Origin of the sequence: Streptomyces sp. G45, assembly GCF_049542095.1 — a bacterium.
GTDB lineage: Bacteria > Actinomycetota > Actinomycetes > Streptomycetales > Streptomycetaceae > Streptomyces.
In genome coordinates this window covers 7,025,392-7,043,520 of the sequence record NZ_JBMUZU010000001.1, presented here as the reverse complement: position 1 = coordinate 7,043,520, position 18,129 = coordinate 7,025,392, and the positions used below count along the sequence as shown (strand labels likewise).

Genomic DNA, 18,129 nt, shown 5'->3' with positions numbered 1-18,129 from the left:
TCAGGCAAGAGATTGACGCGCGTAGAGCCGCGTTCCCCGAGCCGCGCGCCCCACCGCTTTCCCTTCTTTCCGCTCTCTCCTCTCATCATCCGGAGCCTCTCGATGCCCGCCATATCCGGCAAGAACCGCCTGCCCCGCGTCCCCAGGTCCGCCGCCGTCAGCGCCGCCGTCGCCACGGCCCTCGCGGCCGGGCTGCTCGCCGCCACCGCCGCCCCCGCCTCGGCCGACCAGGTGCGCGTCCACGACATCCAGGGCACCACGCGCCTGTCCCCGCTGGCCGGACAGCAGGTCACGGACGTGCCCGGGATCGTGACCGGCGTCCGCGCCTACGGCTCGAAGGGCTTCTGGATCCAGGACCCGCGGGCCGACGACGACCGCGCGACCAGCGAGGGCGTCTTCGTCTACACCGGCTCGACGCCCACGGTGAAGCCGGGCGACGCGGTACGGGTCTCGGGCACCGTCACCGAGTACGTCCCCGGCGGCGCGAACTCCGGCAACCAGTCCCTGACGCAGCTCACCAAGCCGACGGTCACCGTCGAGTCGTCCGGCAACCCGCTGCCCGCCCCCGTCACCCTCGACGCCAAGTCGGTGCCGTCCGCGTACGCGCCCGCCGGTGACCCGGCCGCCGGGAACAGCGTCAACGCCCTGCCGCTGCGGCCCCGCTCGTACGCCCTGGACCTGTACGAGTCCCTGGAGGGCATGAACGTCCGTGTCGGCACCTCGCGCGTCGTCGGCGCCACCGACCCGCACCACGAGCTGTGGATCACCGTGAAGCCGCGGGAGCACCGCAGCGAACGCGGGGGCGCGCTCTACGGCTCGTACGCCTCCCAGAACACCGGGCGCCTCCAGATCCAGCAGCTCGCGCCGGTCTCGGAGCAGCCCTTCCCGAAGGCGGACGTCGGGGACGTGCTGTCCGGCACCACCGAGGGCCCGCTGGACTTCAACCAGTACGGCGGCTACACGCTGACCGCGCGCACGCTCGGCACGGTCGTCGGCAAGGGCCTGGAGCGGGAGCGGACCCGCCCGCAGCGCGAGCGCGAGCTGGCCGTGGCCACGTACAACGTCGAGAACCTCGACCCGGGCGACCCGCAGGCGAAGTTCGACGCGCTCGCCACGGGCGTCGTCACCAACCTCGCCTCGCCGGACATCGTCGCCCTGGAGGAGATCCAGGACGACAACGGCGCGAAGAACGACGGCACGGTGGGCGCGGGCCAGACCCTGAAGAAGTTCACCGACGCCGTCGTGGCGGCGGGCGGCCCCCGCTACGCGTGGCGCTCCGTCGACCCGGAGAACAACAAGGACGGCGGCGAGCCCGGCGGCAACATCCGCCAGGTATTCCTCTACAACCCCGAGCGGGTGTCGTTCACCGACCGCGCGGGCGGGGACGCGACGACCCCCACCGACGTGGTGCGCCACGGCAAGCGGGCCGCGCTCACCCTCTCCCCCGGCCGGATCGACCCGGCGAACGAGGCGTGGACCAACAGCCGCAAGCCGCTCGCGGGCGAGTTCACCTTCCGCGGCCGGACCGTCTTCGTGATCGCCAACCACTTCGCCTCCAAGGGCGGCGACGAGTCCCTGACCTCCCACCACCAGCCGCCGTCGCGCCCCTCGGAGGTCCAGCGGCTCAAGCAGGCGCAGGCCGTCAACGCGTTCGTGCGCAAGCTGCGCGCCGCGGAGAAGGACGCGGACGTCGTGGTCGCCGGTGACATCAACGACTTCGAGTTCTCGCCGACCACCAAGGCCCTTGAGGCGGGCGGCGCCCTGCGCGCGGGCGTGAGGACGCTGCCGCGCGACGAGCGCTACTCGTACGTCTTCCAGGGCAATTCCCAGGTGCTCGACCAGATCCTGGTCAGCCCCGGCGTCGGCCGCTTCACCTACGACAGCGTGCACCTGAACGCGGAGTTCGCCGAGCAGAACAGCGACCACGACCCGCAGGTGGTCCGCTTCAAGCCGTGAGCCGGGCGTCACGCCCGCGGGCCCGCGGGCGTGACGCCGTACGCGAACCGGTAGCGCTTCACCCGGTCGTCCCGGGCCACGCCAGGGAACTCCCGCACCCCGCGCCACTGCGGTGTCGGCGAGCCCACGCCCGCGCCCGGGGCGGCCAGCGCCTCGTCGTGGTCCCGGGCGCTTCGCCACTCCGCGTAGTTGAGCACCCGCCTGCCGTCGGTGCTGAGGTGGAAGTGCGCGCCGAGCAGGCCGGGGGCGGGCGCGGGGTCGGAGGCGAGGGCCGCGAGGACGGTGTCGACCCAGGCGCGCTGGCGGTCGGCGTCGGGCCCGTCGAAGTCGACCTCGACCAGCACGAAGGCCCCGGCGGTGCCGCTGCCCGGCGTCACGCTGCGGTAGCGGCGGGTCTTGTGCAGGCCGAGGCGTTCGATGCCCGGCACGGCCGCGTCGATGTCGGCGTTGCGCTGGTCCCGGCCGTGGGCGAAGAAGTCCTCGTAGGCCTGCTCGTCGCGCCACTGCGAGTGGTGCATCAGGGTCGCCCCGTCCTCGCCCTCGTACACGGAGTACGACAGCAGCCCCGCGTGCGGCCAGTCACGGGACTCCCAGGCGCGGGAGATCGCCTCGACGGTGGCGCGCTGGCGCTCGGGGGTGCCGACGTGCCAGGTGCTGAAGAAGGCGAGGCCCACGTCGGTGCGGGTCGGGTCGGGGGGCGTGAGGGCGCGCTGGGTCATGGGTGCTCCCGGGTCGTGAACGGGCGAGGGCCGCCGGGTCGGCGGCACGGCTCACGCTCCAACGTGAACCAAGGTTGAAGTCAAGCCCGTGCTCTGAGAAGCCCGTACTTCTGGAAGGCCCGCACGCCTGGAAGGCCTGTACTTGTGGGGGCCCGCACTCCCGGAAGGCCTGTACTTGTGGGGGCCCGCACTCCCGGAAGCCCCGCCCTCAGGCCCCTTCCGGCAGCCGCACCGCGTCCAGCGCCGGGCGCTTCGGGCGCCGCCCTGAGCCGCCAGGCTCCGGCAGCCGCATCCGGCGCCGCGCCCAGGGCGCCACCGCCCCGGCCAGCCACCGCACCTCCTGCGCCGCCCCGCCGAGCGCTGTCACCGGGGCGAGCGGCGGCAGCGGGCGCGCCCAGTCGGCGTACCCGGGGACGCCGAGCACGTCGGCCACGCCCGCGGCGATCCGGGCGTGGCCCACGGGGCTCGGGTGGGTGCGGTCGCGGCTCCACAGGCGCGGGTCGGCCATGACGCGCTGCGGGAACAGGTCGAGGACGACGACGCCGTGGCGGTCCGCGGCGGCCCGGACGCGGGCGTTCAGGTCGACGGCGCGCGGCTGGGCGCGGCGCGCGAGGGGCGCGATCCTGCCGATGTCCGGGAAGGTCACGGTGACCACGCGGGCGCCCGCCGCGGTGAGTTCGGCGAACATCTCCTCCATGGCGCGCGCGGTGCGGGCCGCCTCGTAGCCGGGTCCCATCAGGTCGACCAGGCCCGCCACGACGGTCGCGAGGTCGGGCTTCAGGTCGAGCGCGGGGCCGAGCTGCCCGTCCCTGACCCGTGCCGCGGAGCGGCCGCGCACGGCGAGGTTGGCGTACGCGAAGTCCGGGCGCCCGACGGCGAGGATCTCCGCGAGGCGGTCGGCCCAGCCGCGGTAGCCGCGTCGCGCGTCGCCGTCGCCGATCCCCTCGGTCAAGCCGTCTCCGAGCGCGACGTACCGCGCGTACGGATGCGAGCTCATGGCCTGAGGGTCCTGCGCGCGCCGGGCCCCGTCAACGCGGCCGCCGGTGGCGCGTGCCGGACTTCACGGCCGCACCGCCTCCCCCGGCGCGCCCGCGCCGCGGCCACGGCGGGTGCGGGCTCGCCCCGCGGGCCGTGGCGGGCGCGCCGCCCGGTGCTCAGCCCGGCCCCCGCAGCCGCCCCAACTCGCTCTGGAACCAGTCGAGCCGGGCCTGGAGCAGCGCCGCCTCCGCGGCCAGCTCCGGCAGGCCGAGCCCGGTGGGTACGGGCGCGGGCGCGCCGGGCACCGCGGGGGCCGCGGTCACCCGCAGCCCCTCGCCCGCCACCTCGGCGAAGCGGCCGAGGGTCACCGAGACCCGGCCGCCGCCCCGCCCGCAGCCGCCGCACACCGCGTCGAGGGCCCGCCAGCCGGGCCTGCCCCAGCCCGCGTCCGCGAGCCGGGTGGCGGCGGCGCCGCAGCCGCAGGGCCCCACGGTGAGCACGCGCACGCGCTGGCGCGCGTACCGGAAGCCGCGCTCGAAGCGGATGTAGGCGCCGAGCACGGCCACTTCGAGGAGCGCGGCCGCGCGGTGCTCGGCGGTGCACAGCAGTCCCTCGGCCTCGGCGCGCGCGTGCACGCAGTGGAAGCCGCAGTCGCAGCGCCGGTGCGGGGCCCGGTGCCGTCGGCCGTAGGCGCAGCGGGCCTCGTCGAGCACCCCGTACGGCAGCGCGCCGCCGAGCGAGACGCCGGTGAACCCGGCGCGGGTGCCGTCCTGGGACAGCACCGGGTGGGCGACCTTGTATCCGGTCGGCGGCGTCGCGGGGCGCTCCGCGGGCAGCCGGAACCTCATCGGGCCGCGGGCACCTCGGCCGGGGCGGCGGCGGTGGCTGGGGCCGGGGTCAGGGGCGGGGCCGGGGTCGGCCCGGCGGTTTCCGGGGCGGGGGCGGACGCGGTGCCGGTGGCGTCGGCGGCGCCGGTCCCGGTGGCCGCGGGGGTCTCGTGGGGCTCTTCCGTGGCGATTCCGGTGGCGAGTGCCTTGCCCAGCCTCATGGTGCCTCCTGTACACGTGACTACACGTGGCGCGTGACGGACGTGTTCCCTGGCTTCCGCCATGGTGACGCATTCCGGGGCGAGTTGGCACCGGTGCCTCCCCATCTCGTGGCGGGCCAGACGGCGCGGACCGGACGGCGCGGGCGGGCGGGACGGCGCGGGCGGGCGGGACGGCGCGGGCGGCCCGTCGGCCACGAGGTGGTCGACGGGCCGCGCACGGTCTACGAGGCGCTCACGGGCGGCGGCGCGGATCCGCTCACCGCGCGGTGAGCAGCGGCGTCCAGCGACCGGGGTAGTCGGCCGACGGTTTGCGGAAGCCGCCGAGCGGCACGACCTTCCCGCTGCCGACGGTGACCAGGACGAGGCGCGTGCGGAACTCGTCACCGCCGTGGCACCTGCCGGGCTCGCAGCCCCAGGCGATGAGGCGCCGGTTGTCGGCCCAGGCGAGCTGCTGCATGCCGGGGACGGTGCCGACCTGCTTGCCGGTTCCCGGGTCGAGGAGCGGGGAGCCCTTGTCGTCGCCGTCGGCGGCGAGCAGCTTGCCGTCGGGCGAGAGCCCGGCCCGGGGCCAGCCCGCGTACCGCTCGCCCGCGGGCGCCTCGGTCCGCTTGCCGTCGAGGGTGTACCAGTGGCGGCTCTCGCCGACGCGGGCCGAGGCGTCGCGGGTGGGCGGGACCTCGTCGGCCGGAACCTCCTTGCCTTCGGTGATCTTCACCTTCCCGACGTCGGCGGGCTCGTACTCGACCTCCTGCGTGTAGAGCTTGGTGCCGTCCCGGGACCAGTCGAGGTCCTCGCGCGGGTTGCCGTCGTAGGACCGCCCCATCGGCGCCTTGGGCTGCCGCAGTTCGCGGAACGGGCCGACCTCGCCGGTGCCCGCGTCGATCACGTAGAAGCCGGTGCGGCTGCCGTGCGGGCGCGTGTCGTCCCCGGGCCACTTCTTGGGCGGCGCCAGGCGGCGGTCGGGGTTCTTGCTGTACGCGGTCGCGACGAGCCGCTTGCCGTCGGGCGACCACTCGACGCCCGCGACGGCGCTGCCCGGTGTGATCCACCGCCGTACCTCGCCGGTCATCAGGTCGAGCATCCCGATGCGCCGGGCGGGCAGTTCGCCCTCCAGGACGGCGGCGGTGCGCATGCCGGGGGCGACGTCCACCCAGGCCCACTTCGCGTCGGCCTTCTCGTACGTCCCGGTCTTCTGGTCGAGGAGCGTGTAGCGGCGCTCGATCACCTCGTCGCCGTTCGACCGCTTCTCGGTGCGGGTCGTGTAGTACCCGGACACCGCCGTGTTCCCGGCGGCGATCAGGTCGCGGGGCGGCGACTGGTCGGGGTGGGCGACGACGTCGGCGGTCAGCGACGCGCTGGCCGGGCCCGCCTCCTCGGTGCCGTCGCCGGGCAGGCCGAGGGCCGCGGCGGCGATCGCGGCCGCCGTCACCGCGGCGGCGCCCGCGAGGGCGCCCCGCGTGCGGCGGCGCCGTGCGGCGAGCACCCGGTCGGCGAGGCCGGTCCGTGCTCCGCCGCCTGCGGCGGCCTCTTCCTTGAGCGCCTCGCGCACCAACTGTTCGACGTTCACGGACGTACCTCCACAGGCTCCACAGGCTGCACGGGCGAGATGTCACGGGGCGGCGCCGCGTCGGCGGTCTCGTCGGCGTCGTCCGGGCCGCCGAGCGCGGCGAGTTCCGGCGCGAGCTGGCGGAGCCGGGCGAGCGAGCGGTGCGTGGTGCTGCGGACCGTGCCGACGGTGCAGCCGAGGACACGGGCCACGTCGGCCTCCGGAAGGTCCTCGAAGTAGCGCAGCACCAGCACGGAGCGCTGCCGCGGGGTGAGCCGGGCGAGCGCCCCGCGCATCACCACGCGCAGCTCGGCGGCGCTCTGGTCGCCGTCACCGGCGCGTTCCGGCGGCTCGGCGACGGCCACCTCGCGGCGCGGCCACTTCAGCCGCCACCGGCTGACCTGCTGGCGGTAGAGCACCTGCCGGACGTACGCCTCCGGTTCCTCCACCCTGGACCACCGGCCCGCGACCTTCACCAGCGCGTTCTGCAGCTGGTCCTCGGCGGCGTGCCGGTCGCCGCCGCACAGCAGCACGGCGGTCCTCAGCAGGGCGGAGGATCTGCTCTCCACGAACTCCCGGAAGCGTTCCTGGCTCTCGGCATCCATCGTCACCTTCTCTTCTCCGGCGGCCCTGCTGCCCCCTCTGCCCTGGGTGACGCGCGCGGACCCGCGTCGCTATGCCTGTGCGGCGACGCGGGTCCGTGAGGTGGTGTACGGGGGTGGGGTCAGCCCTTGGTGAAGCCTCCGCCCTTGGTCCAGCGCAGGCGGTCGGCGTGGTGCTTGAACGTGACGCGCTTGCCGTCGCGCGCGATGTCGGCCCTGGTCCAGCCGTCGAAGTGCCGGGTGATGTGCCGCTCCCACGTGGTGAGGCCGCCGGTGGCGACGGCGGCGAGCGAGGTCTGCGGGGGCTCGCCGTCGTAGCAGTACGTCCCCCAGTCGGCGATGGCCGCGACGGTGCCCGCGCGGGCCGTGAGCGTGATGCCCTGGCAGACGTCGGCCCGGGTGCGGTACACGGCCTTCGGCTTGGACCAGCCGCGCTCCCTGGGGCTGTAGTCCTGGACGTACAGCCCCTTCCGCTTCAGGTAGTGCAGGGCCACGCGCCGCCCGTCGGGGAGCTTCAGCCGCGACTCGAAGGGCGACGGCGACCCGCTCCAGGGGATGTCGGAGTGCTGGAGCCGGTAGTGGTGGTGCCCACCGCCCGCCCCTCGGGCCCCGGCACCCCCGGTCTCCGCCCCTCGGGCCCCGGCGACCCCGGTCCCCGCCCCCGCGACGAGCACGAGGGCGACACCGCCCGCCACGACCGCCCGCGCCGCCGCCTCGCGCATGGTTGTTCCCCTCCCTGGAAAGTGCCCGAGTCCGGATAAGTGCCCGAGCCTGGATAAGTGCCCGAGCCGGATCGCCCCGGAGGGGCGCTCAGTTGTGGCTGTGCAGCACGTCGTTGAGGCCGCCCCACACCGCGTTGTTGGGCCGTGCCTCCACCGCGCCGGTGACGGAGTTGCGCCGGAAGAGGATGTTCGACGCCCCGGACAGCTCACGGGCCTTCACGATCTGCCCGTCGGGCATCGTCACGCGCGTACCGGCGGTGACGTAGAGACCCGCCTCGACGACGCACTCGTCACCGAGCGCGATGCCGACCCCGGCCTCGGCGCCGATGAGGCAGCGCTCGCCGATGACGATGCGGACGTTGCCGCCGCCGGACAGGGTGCCCATGGTGGACGCGCCGCCCCCGATGTCGGACCCGTCGCCGACGACGACCCCGGCGGAGATCCGGCCCTCGACCATCGAGGTGCCGAGCGTTCCGGCGTTGAAGTTCACGAAGCCCTCGTGCATGACCGTGGTGCCCTCGGCGAGGTGCGCGCCGAGCCGGACGCGGTCGGCGTCGCCGATGCGGACGCCCTTGGGGGCGACGTAGTCGGTCATGCGCGGGAACTTGTCGACGGAGGTCACCTGAAGGTGCAGGCCCTCGGCGCGGGCGTTCAGACGCACGGTCTCCAGGTCGTCGACGGCGACCGGGCCGAGGGAGGTCCAGGCGACGTTGGCGAGGAAGCCGAACATGCCGTCGAGGTTCGCACCGTGCGGCTTGATCAGGCGGTGGCTGAGCAGGTGCAGGCGCAGATAGACGTCGTGCGCGTCCAGCGGCTTGGCGTCGAGCGAGGCGATGACCGTGCGGACGGCGACGACCTCCACACCGCGGCGGGCGTCCGGCCCGATGGCCTTCGCGGCGCCCGCGCCGAGCAGCTCCACGGCACGCTCCGCGCTCAGCCGCTCGCTCCCGGCGGGGCCGGGCTCGGCGACGAGCCCGGGCGCGGGGAACCAGGTGTCGAGCACGGTGCCGTCGGCGGCGACGGTGGCGAGACCGGCGGCAACGGCGCCGGTGGTGGGGGAAGCAGTCGTTTCGGTCATGGGTGAAAACCTAACCGGGCCGGGCCCGCGGATGCTAACCGACGCCGGTCAGGCCCGCGGGAGGGCCACATCACGCCGCCCCGCGCGAAGGAGTGGGTTCCCTTTCGGAACGCACTAGGGCATCATGCGGAGCCACCGGATCACCGGGGAGACACCACGAAGAGCCAGGAAGACACCCGGGCACGAGAAGAGAGGGACAGACCCCACCGATGAGGACCCCGCAGGACGCACGGCAGGCACACCCGCTCCTCGGCACGCGCCTGCCGAACCTCCACCTCCCCTCCACCACCGGCGAGTTGACCGACCCCGTGGCCAACACGGCGTTCACGGTCCTGTACTGCTTCCCGGGCGCGTACGCCCGCGCGGACGCCTATCCGCCCGACTGGTCGGCGATCCCGGGCGCGCGGGGCTGCACCCGGCAGTCCTGCGCCTACCGCGACCGGCTCGCCGAGTTCACGGCGGCGGGCGCGGCCGTGCGCGGCGTCTCGACGCAGACCCCGGACGAACAGCGGGCGTTCGCCGCCAAGGAGGGGCTGCGCTTCCCCCTGCTGTCGGACGCGGACCTGGCCCTGTCGGCGGCCCTCGGCCTGCCGACGTTCCGCGCGGCGGGGGTCAGCCGCCTCACGCGGCTGACCCTGGTCGTGGACGCCGACCGGACCGTACGGGACGTGCACCACCCGGTCACGGACGTGACGGCGAGCGTCGACGACGCGCTGGCGGCCGTCAACCGCCTTGCGACAGCGGGTCGTTGACGATCCGCGTGAACATCTCCCGGGCGTAGTCCGCGTCGTAGGCGTCCCCGGCGAGCAGCACCTGGAGGCAGATGCCGTCCATCAGGGCACTGAGCCCGCGCGCCGTGGCGGCGTCGACGTGCTCCCGCAGCAGGTCGATCAGGCCCCCGCACCACTCGGCCGCCACGGGCCGCAGCGCGGGCCTGCGCAGGGCCGCCAGATACAGCTCGTACTCCAGCTCCACGCCCGGCCGCCGCGCCGCGAGCCACTCCCCGAGCAGCGCCGCCAGCTCCTCGGCGACGTCGGCGCCCGGCTCCCGCAGCAGCCCCCGGGCGCGGACCGCCTTCGCGTACGCCTCGCTGGACTGCCGCAGGGCGGCCACCATCAGCTCGTCCAGGGTCTTGAAGTGGTACGTCATGGACCCCAGCGGCACATCGGCCTCGGCGGCCACGGACCGGTGGCTCAGCCCCGCGATGCCGTCGCGCCCCACCACGCGGATCGCCGCGTCGATGATCCGCTGCCGCCGCTCGGGGTCGTAGCGCCGCACCACTAGTGGGCCCCACCCAGGTTCAGCACGACGACGCCCGCGATCACCAGTGCGATCCCGCCGAGCTTCACCAGGCTCGTGGACTCCCCCAGGAACACCATGCCGATGGCGGCCACGGCGGCGGTCCCGATCCCCGCCCAGATCGCGTACGCCGTCCCCACCGATAGCGTCTTCAACGTCTGCGCCAGCAGCGCGAACGCGAGCACATACCCCACCACCGTCACCAGCGAGGGCCACAGCTTGCTGAACCCGTCGCTGTACTTCATGGCCGTCGTCCCGGCCACCTCCGCCGCGATCGCCGCGGCCAGCAGTCCGTATCCCATGCGTACGAGAGTACACATCGTTGCGTACGGCTGTACACATCTGGCGGCCGCCGGATCGCGCCGCCCGGGCCCCGCACACGACGAGGCCCCCGCGCCAGTGGCGCGGGGGCCTCGTGAAGCCCGAAGAAGCGTGCTCGGCTCAGACGTTGAACGTCAGACGTTGAACCCGAGCGCCCGCAGCTGCTCGCGGCCGTCGTCGGTGATCTTGTCGGGGCCCCACGGCGGCATCCAGACCCAGTTGATGCGCAGCTCGTTGACGATGCCGTCCGTGGCGGACTTCGCCTGGTCCTCGATGACGTCGGTCAGCGGGCAGGCCGCCGAGGTGAGCGTCATGTCGATGGTGGCGATGTTGGCGTCGTCGATGTGGATGCCGTAGATCAGGCCCAGGTTGACGACGTCGATGCCCAGCTCGGGGTCGACGACGTCGTACAGCGCTTCGCGGACCTCTTCCTCCGAAGCGGGCTTCGTGGTCAGGGTCTCGTTCTCGCTCATGCCGTCTTCCTCTCCACGCTCTCGCCCAGGGCCTGGGCGGTCGCGTCCTTCCACGCCATCCAGCTCAGCAGAGCACACTTCACGCGCGCCGGGTACTTGGAGACCCCGGCGAACGCGACCGCGTCCTCCAGGACCTCCTCCATCGCGTCGTCCGGCTCCAGCCTGCCCTTGGACTGCATCAGCTCCAGGAACACCGCCTGGATCTTCTGCGCCTCGGCCAGGTCCTTGCCGACGAGCAGCTCGTTCAGGACGGAGGCGCTGGCCTGGCTGATGGAGCAGCCCTGGCCCTCGTAACTCACGTCCTCGATCCGCGTACCGTCGTACTTCACCCGTAGCGTGATCTCGTCGCCGCACGTCGGGTTGACGTGGTGCACCTCGGCGTCGCCGGGGCGCAGTCCGCGGCCGTGCGGATGCTTGTAGTGGTCCAGGATCACGTCCTGGTACATCGAATCCAGCTTCACGATTCCCAGCCAGCCCCTCAGGCGAAGAAGTTCCGGACGTGCTCCAGACCCTCGACGAGCGTGTCGATCTCGCCGGGCGTGGAGTACAGATAGAACGACGCCCGCGTGGTCGCGGGAATTCCGTAGCGCAGGCAGACCGGGCGGGCGCAGTGGTGGCCGACCCGGACCGCGATGCCCTGCTCGTCGAGGACCTGGCCCACGTCGTGCGGGTGGATGTCGCCGAGCGTGAAGGAGATCGCGGCGCCCCGGTCCTCGGCCGTGGCCGGACCGATGATCTTCAGGTCCGGGACTTCGAGCAGCCGCTTCACCGCGTACTCGGTGATCGCGTGCTCGTGGCGCTCGATCTTGTCCATGCCGATGGCCGTGAGGTAGTCCACGGCCGCGCCGAGGCCGACGGCCTGGGCGATCGGCGGGGTGCCCGCCTCGAACTTGTGCGGCGCGGGGGCGTACGTCGAGGAGTGCATGGACACCGTCTCGATCATCTCGCCGCCGCCGAGGAACGGGGCAGGTCCTCCAGCAGCTCCTGGCGGCCCCAGAGCACGCCGATGCCCGTCGGACCGCACATCTTGTGGCCGGTGAAGGCCACGAAGTCGGCCTGGAGGGCCTGCACGTCCAGCGGCATGTGCGGCGCGGCCTGGGAGGCGTCGACCAGGACCAGGGCGCCGACCTCCTGGGCGCGGCGCACGATCGCCTCGACCGGGTTGACCGTGCCCAGGATGTTGGAGACCAGGACGAAGGACACGATCTTCGTCTTCTCCGTGATGACCTCGTCGATGTTCGACAGGTCGAGGCGGCCGTCGTCGGCGAGGCCGAACCACTTCAGCTTCGCGCCCGTGCGCTGCGAGAGCAGCTGCCACGGCACGATGTTGGAGTGGTGCTCCATCTCCGTGATGACGATCTCGGTGTCGTGGTCCACGCGGTAGGGCTCGTCGGCCCAGCCCAGCATGTTGGCCACGAGGTTGAGCGATTCCGAGGCGTTCTTGGTGAAGATCACCTCGTCGCGGCTCGGCGCGTTGATGAACGCCGCGACCTTGTCACGGGCGCCCTCGTACAGCGCCGTGGCCTCCTCCGCGAGGACGTGCACACCGCGGTGGACGTTGGCGTTGTGCTGCTCGTAGTACTCGCTGACCACGTCGATGACCTGGCGCGGCGTCTGGGAGGTCGCCGCGTTGTCCAGGTACACCAGCTTCTTGCCGTCGTGGAGCGTCCGCTCCAGGATCGGGAAGTCCTTGCGGAGCGCCTCGGTGTCGAGGAGGCCCGGCAGCGCTGTCACGCGGACGCGCCTCCCTTCACGTATGCCTCGTAGCCCTCGTTCTCCAGCTTGTCGGCCAGCTCGGGGCCGCCGGACTCGGCGATGCGGCCGTTGGCGAAGACGTGGACGTGGTCGGGCTTGATGTAGCGCAGGATGCGCGTGTAGTGCGTGATGAGCAGGGTGCCGACCTCACCGGTCTCGCGGACGCGGTTGACGCCCTCGGAGACCACGCGCAGCGCGTCGACGTCCAGGCCGGAGTCCGTCTCGTCGAGGATCGCGATCTTCGGCTTGAGCAGCTCCAGCTGGAGGATCTCGTGGCGCTTCTTCTCACCGCCGGAGAAGCCCTCGTTGACGTTGCGCTCGGCGAAGGACGGGTCCATCTGGAGCGCGGCCATCGACTCCTTGACCTCCTTCACCCAGGTGCGGAGCTTGGGGGCCTCGCCGCGGATGGCGGTGGCGGAGGTGCGCAGGAAGTTGGAGACCGAGACGCCGGGGACCTCGACCGGGTACTGCATGGCCAGGAACAGGCCCGCGCGGGCGCGTTCGTCGACCTCCATCTCCAGGACGTCCTCGCCGTCGAGGGTGACGGTGCCGCCGGTGATGGTGTACTTCGGGTGGCCCGCGAGGGAGTAGGCGAGGGTCGACTTGCCGGAGCCGTTGGGGCCCATGATGGCGTGCGTCTCGCCCTGCTTCACGGTCAGGTCGACACCCTTGAGGATTTCCTTGGTGCCGTTCTCGACCTCGACGGTCACGTGCAGGTCGCGGATTTCAAGCGTTGCCATGGGTGCCTCAGGACTCCTGGGAGAGGGAGACGAGCACGTCGTCCCCTTCGATCTTTACGGGGTATACGGGGACGGGGCGCGTCGCGGGAAGGCCGGACGGCTTGCCGGTGCGGAGGTCGAACGCGGAGCCGTGCAGCCAGCACTCGATCTGGCAGTCCTCCACCTCGCCCTCGGAGAGGGAGACGTTCGCGTGCGAGCAGATGTCGTGGATCGCGAACACCTCGCCCTCGGTGTGGACGACCGAGACCGGCGTGCCGTCGAGTTCCACCCGCTTGGGGGTGTCCTCCTCCAGCTCGCTCAGTCCACAGGCGCGTACGTACGTCATGCGACGGACGCCTCCAGCTCCTCTTCGATCTTCGCGATGAGCCGCTCCTCGATGTCGTCGACGCCGATCTGCTGGACCAGCTCGGCGAAGAAGCCGCGGACCACCAGGCGGCGGGCCTCGCGCTCCGGGATGCCCCGGGCCATCAGATAGAAGAGCTGCTCGTCGTCGAAGCGGCCGGTCGCGGACGCGTGACCGGCGCCGACGATCTCGCCGGTCTCGATCTCCAGGTTCGGTACGGAGTCGACGCGGGCGCCGTCCGTCAGGACCAGGTTGCGGTTCATCTCGTAGGTGTCGGTGCCCTCGGCCTTGGCCTCGATGAGCACGTCACCGATCCACACCGCGTGCGCGTCGTCGCCCTGGAGCGCGCCCTTGTAGACGACGTTGGACTTGCAGTGCGGGACGTTGTGGTCGACCAGGAGGCGGTGCTCCTGGTGCTGGCCCGCGTCCGTGAAGTACAGGCCGAACAGCTCGGCCTCGCCGCCCGTGCCCGCGTAGGCGACGCGGGGGTGGATGCGGACGACGTCGCCGCCGAAGGTGACGACGACGGACTTGAAGGAGGCGTCGCGGCCGACGAGCGCGTTGTGCTGCGCCACGTGCACGGCCTTGTCGTCCCAGTCCTGCACGGACACGACGGTCAGCTTGGCGCCGTCACCGAGGACGTAGTCCACGTTGGCGGCGAGGACCGCGTCCCCGGAGTGGTCGATGACGACGACGGCCTCGGCGAACGCGCCCAGCTCGATGACCTGGTGGCCGAAGGCGGTGCCGCCCTCGCCGTGCACGGCGATGCGGATCGGCTCGCTCAGCACCGTCTCCTTGGGGACGGTGACGACCGAGGCCTTCTCGAACGCCGAGTACGCCTGCGCGGCGACCCGGTCCACGGGCGTGCCCGCCCGGCCCAGGCGGGCGTCGTCGCGGCCGACGGTCTCGACGGTGACGCCCTCGGGGGCCTCCACCTCGACCTTGACGCCCTCGCCGGTGGCGACGGCGGTGCCGTCGTGCAGCCCGCGCAGCCGCTCCAGGGGGGTGAACCGCCACTCCTCCTCGCGGCCGTGCGGCACCGGGAAGTCCGCCACGTCGAAGGACGGCGGCGCGCTCATGCGCGTGGCGACGGTGGATTCGGCCGCCACCGCGACGGCTCCCGCCGGGCCGGCACCGGTGCTGGTGGCGCCCGCCGTGATGGAGCCGGAGGTGGTGGCACCCGCCGGGATGTTCTGGGCCATGGCTGTCGTGTTGCTCGCTTTCTGCCTCGTCGTGCTCACCCGCCGCCCGGCTGGCCGGGCCGGTCCTCGCCTGGTGGCGAGGACCGCTCCGGCCCGCCCTGCGGCGAGCTCGCGGGGCTCAGCGAATGAGCCCGGGTCATGGGGTCTGCTGCGCGGGGCGCCCTAGCCCACCGCGCCTTCCATCTGCAGCTCGATCAGCCGGTTGAGCTCCAGGGCGTACTCCATGGGGAGCTCCTTGGCGATCGGCTCGACGAAGCCGCGCACGATCATCGCCATCGCCTCGAACTCGGTCAGACCGCGGCTCATCAGGTAGAAGAGCTGGTCCTCGGAGACCTTGGAGACGGTCGCCTCGTGGCCCATGGACACGTCGTCCTCGCGGACGTCGACGTAGGGGTAGGTGTCCGAGCGGGAGATGGTGTCGACGAGCAGCGCGTCGCAGAGCACGTTGGACTTCGAGCCCGGGGCGCCCTCGCCGATCTCGATCAGGCCGCGGTACGAGGTGCGGCCGCCGCCGCGCGCCACCGACTTGGAGACGATGTTGGACGACGTGTTCGGCGCCATGTGGACCATCTTGGCGCCCGCGTCCTGGTGCTGGCCCTCGCCCGCGAAGGCGATGGACAGGGTCTCGCCCTTGGCGTGCTCGCCCATCAGGTAGACGGCGGGGTACTTCATGGTGACCTTGGAGCCGATGTTGCCGTCGATCCACTCCATGGTTGCGCCCTCGTAGGCCACGGCGCGCTTGGTGACCAGGTTGTAGACGTTGTTCGACCAGTTCTGGATCGTCGTGTAGCGGCAGCGGCCGCCCTTCTTGACGATGATCTCGACGACCGCGGAGTGCAGCGAGTCCGACTTGTAGATCGGCGCCGTGCAGCCCTCGACGTAGTGGACGTAGGCGTCCTCGTCGACGATGATCAGCGTCCGCTCGAACTGGCCCATGTTCTCCGTGTTGATGCGGAAGTACGCCTGGAGCGGGATCTCGACGTGCACGCCCTTGGGGACGTAGATGAACGATCCGCCGGACCACACGGCCGTGTTCAGCGCGGCGAACTTGTTGTCACCGGCCGGGATGACCGTGCCGAAGTACTCCTTGAAGAGCTCGGGGTGCTCCTTGAGGGCCGTGTCGGTGTCGAGGAAGATGACGCCCTGCTCCTCCAGGTCCTCGCGGATCTGGTGGTAGACGACCTCGGACTCGTACTGCGCGGCGACACCGGCGACGAGGCGCTGCTTCTCCGCCTCGGGGATGCCGAGCTTGTCGTACGTGTTCTTGATGTCCTCCGGCAGGTCCTCCCAGGACTCGGCCTGCTTCTCGGTGGACCGCACGAAGTACTTGATGTTGTCGAAGTCGATGCCCGACAGGTCCGAGCCCCAGTTGGGCATGGGCTTCTTCTCGAAGAGCTTCAGGCCCTTCAGGCGCAGCTTGGTCATCCACTCCGGCTCGGACTTCTTGTCCGAGATGTCGCGGACGACCGCGTCGCTCAGACCGCGCTTGGCAGCGGCACCGGCCTCGTCGGAGTCGGCCCAGCCGTACTCGTACTTGCCCAGGCCCTCCAGCTCAGGGTGGGCAGTCTCCGTGGGGAGAGTCATGCGGGGTTCCTCCCGGCCGTGCTTGCGGATGCTCGTTGAGTGGTCTGTGTGGTCTGTGTGGTCTGTGGGGTGCCCGGCGTGCCGTGCGGGATGTACGTCGTACAGACGCCGTCGCCGTGGGCGATGGTGGCGAGCCGCTGGACGTGCGTCCCGAGCAGCCTGGAGAAGATCTCCGTCTCCGCCTCGCACAGCTGCGGATACTGCTCGGCGACGTGGGCGACCGGGCAGTGGTGCTGGCAGAGCTGCTCGCCCTTGCCGGGGCGGGGCGCACTGCGCGCCGTAGCAGCGTACCCGTCCGCGGTCAATGCCTTCGCCAGCGCCTGTGTGCGGCTCTCGGGGGCGCCGCCTCGATCGCCGCGCGGTAGGCCTTGGCCTGCTCGGCGATGCGGGCGCGGGCGAACTCGGCGACCGCCTCCGGGCCGTGCCGCTCGGCGATCCAGCGCAGGGCGTCGGCGGCCAGCGCGTCGTACGACTGGTCGAAGGCGTCCCGGCCGCAGTCGGTGAGCGCGAAGACCTTCGCGGGGCGGCCGCGGGAGCGGGCGCCGTAGACGCGCTTCTCGCGGGGCTCCACCACGTTCTCCTGGACGAGGGCGTCCAGGTGGCGGCGGACGGCGGCCTGGGTCAGGCCCAAGCGGCCCGCGAGGTCGGCGACGGTGGAGGGGCCGTGGTCCAGGATGGAGCGCGCGACGCGGTTGCGCGTGGAGCGCTCACCGGTCGCCAGCTCTTCCTGAGGGGCCCCCGAGGGGGTCTCCCGAGCCTCGCCCACGTTTTTCACAACGCCATTGTTGCGTAATTCTTCAGAGCCTGACAAGCCGCATCCGGATCACCTCGCGGTGCGGTGCGTCACTTAGGTTCACCTAAGCTGACCTGCGGAAACGATCACCGGCCCCGGCAAATCGATGGCACCGGAGACGGCTTTGCAGAACACTGCGGAAGCATGTCGGAGACCTCCGCACCCCCTGTGACCGGCCCTTTGTGCACCCGCGCCACCCTCGCGGCCGAGCTGCGCGCGCTCGGCGTCAGCCGTGGCGAGATCCTGCTCGTCCACTCCTCGCTCAGCTCGCTCGGCTGGGTCTGCGGCGGCGCCGAGGCCGTCGTGCGGGCCCTGCTCGACGCCCTCGGCGAGGACGGCACGCTGGTCGTGCCCACCCAGTCCGGTGACAACTCCGACCCCGCGGAGTGGACGGACCCACCCGTGCCGCAGGAGTGGTGGCCCGACATCCGCGCCTGGCTGCCCGCCTACGACCCGCGCACCACCCGCACCCGCGGCGTCGGCGTGATCCCCGAGACCGTCCGCACCTGGCCGGGCGCCGTGCGCAGCGCGCACCCGCAGACGTCGTTCGCCGCCATCGGCCCCCGCGCGGCGGAGCTGATGGACGGCCACGCCCTGGACTGCCGCCTCGGCGAGCGCAGCCCGCTGGCCCACCTGGAGCGGGCGGGCGCGCGCGTGCTGCTCCTGGGCGCGGGCTTCGCCTCCTGCACGGCCTTCCACCTCGCCGAGTACCGCGGCCCGGCGCCGCTCGTGGAGAACTCCTTCGCCGTCCTGACCGGGGGCGGCCGCCGCTGGATGACCGTCCGCGAGCCCGCCATCAGCGAGGACCGCTTCGCGGACCTGGGCGCGGACTTCGAGAAGGAGCGCCCGGTGGTGCGCGGGTCGGTCGGCGCCGCCACCGCGCGCGTGTTCGCGCTCCCCGAGGCCGTCGCGTACGCCGAGACGTGGCTGCCCCGGCACCGGCCGCGCCCCGCGTGACCCTTGCCGCCCC

General features: G+C 72.6%; 19 protein-coding genes and 3 pseudogenes. 4 read left to right on the top strand and 18 right to left on the bottom strand.

What is annotated here, in order from left to right; all coding sequences use genetic code 11:
* Positions 1–102: 102 nt before the first annotated feature.
* Complete coding sequence (locus ACOBQU_RS29835; protein ID WP_423631252.1) at positions 103–1,956, top strand: endonuclease/exonuclease/phosphatase family protein; 1,854 nt, start codon at positions 103–105, stop codon at positions 1,954–1,956.
* Positions 1,957–1,964: 8 nt separating this feature from the next.
* Here the strand turns inward: ACOBQU_RS29835 and ACOBQU_RS29830 are convergent, their stop codons facing one another.
* The 4 genes from ACOBQU_RS29830 to ACOBQU_RS29815 form a co-directional block, all read right to left on the bottom strand.
* Positions 1,965–2,675 (bottom strand): antibiotic biosynthesis monooxygenase, encoded by a 711-nt coding sequence (locus ACOBQU_RS29830; RefSeq protein WP_423631250.1) that lies wholly within the window; start codon positions 2,673–2,675, stop codon positions 1,965–1,967.
* A gap of 208 nt (positions 2,676–2,883) precedes the next feature.
* Entirely contained in the window at positions 2,884–3,672 is a 789-nt protein-coding gene (locus ACOBQU_RS29825) for an SGNH/GDSL hydrolase family protein (protein ID WP_423631248.1), read from the bottom strand.
* A gap of 157 nt (positions 3,673–3,829) precedes the next feature.
* Complete coding sequence (locus ACOBQU_RS29820; protein WP_423631246.1) at positions 3,830–4,501, bottom strand: hypothetical protein; 672 nt, start codon at positions 4,499–4,501, stop codon at positions 3,830–3,832.
* Positions 4,498–4,701: a hypothetical protein gene (locus tag ACOBQU_RS29815; protein ID WP_423631244.1), complete on the bottom strand. Its 204-nt coding sequence runs from the start codon at positions 4,699–4,701 to the stop codon at positions 4,498–4,500. The genes ACOBQU_RS29820 and ACOBQU_RS29815 overlap by 4 nt, the downstream gene beginning before the upstream one ends.
* 93 nt (positions 4,702–4,794) lie before the next feature.
* Here ACOBQU_RS29815 and ACOBQU_RS29810 point away from each other — a divergent pair, with 93 nt between their 5' ends.
* Positions 4,795–4,971 (top strand): hypothetical protein, encoded by a 177-nt coding sequence (locus tag ACOBQU_RS29810; RefSeq protein ID WP_423631242.1) that lies wholly within the window; start codon positions 4,795–4,797, stop codon positions 4,969–4,971.
* Here ACOBQU_RS29810 and ACOBQU_RS29805 read toward each other — a convergent pair.
* From ACOBQU_RS29805 to dapD, 4 genes are all read right to left on the bottom strand, one after another.
* Complete coding sequence (locus ACOBQU_RS29805; protein ID WP_423631240.1) at positions 4,958–6,268, bottom strand: WD40 repeat domain-containing protein; 1,311 nt, start codon at positions 6,266–6,268, stop codon at positions 4,958–4,960. The genes ACOBQU_RS29810 and ACOBQU_RS29805 overlap by 14 nt on opposite strands.
* Positions 6,265–6,852: a SigE family RNA polymerase sigma factor gene (locus ACOBQU_RS29800; protein ID WP_423631238.1), complete on the bottom strand. Its 588-nt coding sequence runs from the start codon at positions 6,850–6,852 to the stop codon at positions 6,265–6,267. Before ACOBQU_RS29800 ends, ACOBQU_RS29805 begins: the two co-directional genes overlap by 4 nt.
* Positions 6,853–6,971: 119 nt before the next feature.
* On the bottom strand, positions 6,972–7,571 hold the full coding sequence (locus tag ACOBQU_RS29795; protein WP_423631236.1) for a hypothetical protein: 600 nt from the start codon (positions 7,569–7,571) through the stop codon (positions 6,972–6,974).
* Between the two features lie 88 nt (positions 7,572–7,659).
* On the bottom strand, positions 7,660–8,649 hold the full coding sequence (gene dapD, locus ACOBQU_RS29790) for a 2,3,4,5-tetrahydropyridine-2,6-dicarboxylate N-succinyltransferase (RefSeq protein WP_423631234.1): 990 nt from the start codon (positions 8,647–8,649) through the stop codon (positions 7,660–7,662).
* 239 nt (positions 8,650–8,888) lie between these two features.
* Between dapD and ACOBQU_RS29785 the strand changes: the two are divergent.
* A pseudogene (locus tag ACOBQU_RS29785) lies at positions 8,889–9,401 on the top strand (peroxiredoxin); the annotation flags it as partial.
* Here the strand turns inward: ACOBQU_RS29785 and ACOBQU_RS29780 are convergent.
* From ACOBQU_RS29780 to ACOBQU_RS29735, 10 genes and pseudogenes are all read right to left on the bottom strand, one after another.
* The gene (locus ACOBQU_RS29780; RefSeq protein ID WP_423631232.1) at positions 9,373–9,930 is read right to left on the bottom strand and encodes a TetR/AcrR family transcriptional regulator; all 558 of its coding nucleotides are present in this window, start codon (positions 9,928–9,930) and stop codon (positions 9,373–9,375) included. The pseudogene ACOBQU_RS29785 and the gene ACOBQU_RS29780 overlap by 29 nt on opposite strands.
* Entirely contained in the window at positions 9,930–10,268 is a 339-nt protein-coding gene (locus tag ACOBQU_RS29775; RefSeq protein ID WP_423631230.1) for a DMT family transporter, read from the bottom strand. The genes ACOBQU_RS29780 and ACOBQU_RS29775 overlap by 1 nt, the downstream gene beginning before the upstream one ends.
* Positions 10,269–10,403: 135 nt before the next feature.
* Positions 10,404–10,742: a metal-sulfur cluster assembly factor gene (locus ACOBQU_RS29770; RefSeq protein ID WP_355790821.1), complete on the bottom strand. Its 339-nt coding sequence runs from the start codon at positions 10,740–10,742 to the stop codon at positions 10,404–10,406.
* The gene (sufU, locus tag ACOBQU_RS29765; protein WP_423631229.1) at positions 10,739–11,203 is read right to left on the bottom strand and encodes a Fe-S cluster assembly sulfur transfer protein SufU; all 465 of its coding nucleotides are present in this window, start codon (positions 11,201–11,203) and stop codon (positions 10,739–10,741) included. Before sufU ends, ACOBQU_RS29770 begins: the two co-directional genes overlap by 4 nt.
* 17 nt (positions 11,204–11,220) lie before the next feature.
* A pseudogene (locus ACOBQU_RS29760) lies at positions 11,221–12,476 on the bottom strand (cysteine desulfurase).
* Entirely contained in the window at positions 12,473–13,237 is a 765-nt protein-coding gene (sufC, locus tag ACOBQU_RS29755) for a Fe-S cluster assembly ATPase SufC (RefSeq protein WP_423631227.1), read from the bottom strand. The pseudogene ACOBQU_RS29760 and the gene sufC overlap by 4 nt, the downstream one beginning before the upstream one ends.
* 7 nt (positions 13,238–13,244) lie before the next feature.
* Complete coding sequence (locus tag ACOBQU_RS29750; protein WP_423631225.1) at positions 13,245–13,562, bottom strand: bifunctional 3-phenylpropionate/cinnamic acid dioxygenase ferredoxin subunit; 318 nt, start codon at positions 13,560–13,562, stop codon at positions 13,245–13,247.
* Positions 13,559–14,782: a Fe-S cluster assembly protein SufD gene (gene sufD / locus ACOBQU_RS29745; RefSeq protein ID WP_423631223.1), complete on the bottom strand. Its 1,224-nt coding sequence runs from the start codon at positions 14,780–14,782 to the stop codon at positions 13,559–13,561. Before sufD ends, ACOBQU_RS29750 begins: the two co-directional genes overlap by 4 nt.
* Positions 14,783–14,944: 162 nt before the next feature.
* Complete coding sequence (gene sufB / locus ACOBQU_RS29740; protein ID WP_423631221.1) at positions 14,945–16,366, bottom strand: Fe-S cluster assembly protein SufB; 1,422 nt, start codon at positions 16,364–16,366, stop codon at positions 14,945–14,947.
* Positions 16,363–17,141, bottom strand: a pseudogene (locus ACOBQU_RS29735) (helix-turn-helix transcriptional regulator). The gene sufB and the pseudogene ACOBQU_RS29735 overlap by 4 nt, the downstream one beginning before the upstream one ends.
* A 162-nt stretch (positions 17,142–17,303) precedes the next feature.
* Between ACOBQU_RS29735 and ACOBQU_RS29730 the strand changes: the two are divergent.
* A complete protein-coding gene (locus tag ACOBQU_RS29730) occupies positions 17,304–18,116 on the top strand; it encodes an aminoglycoside N(3)-acetyltransferase (RefSeq protein ID WP_423631219.1) in 813 nt (270 codons plus the stop codon).
* Positions 18,117–18,129 lie beyond the last annotated feature (13 nt).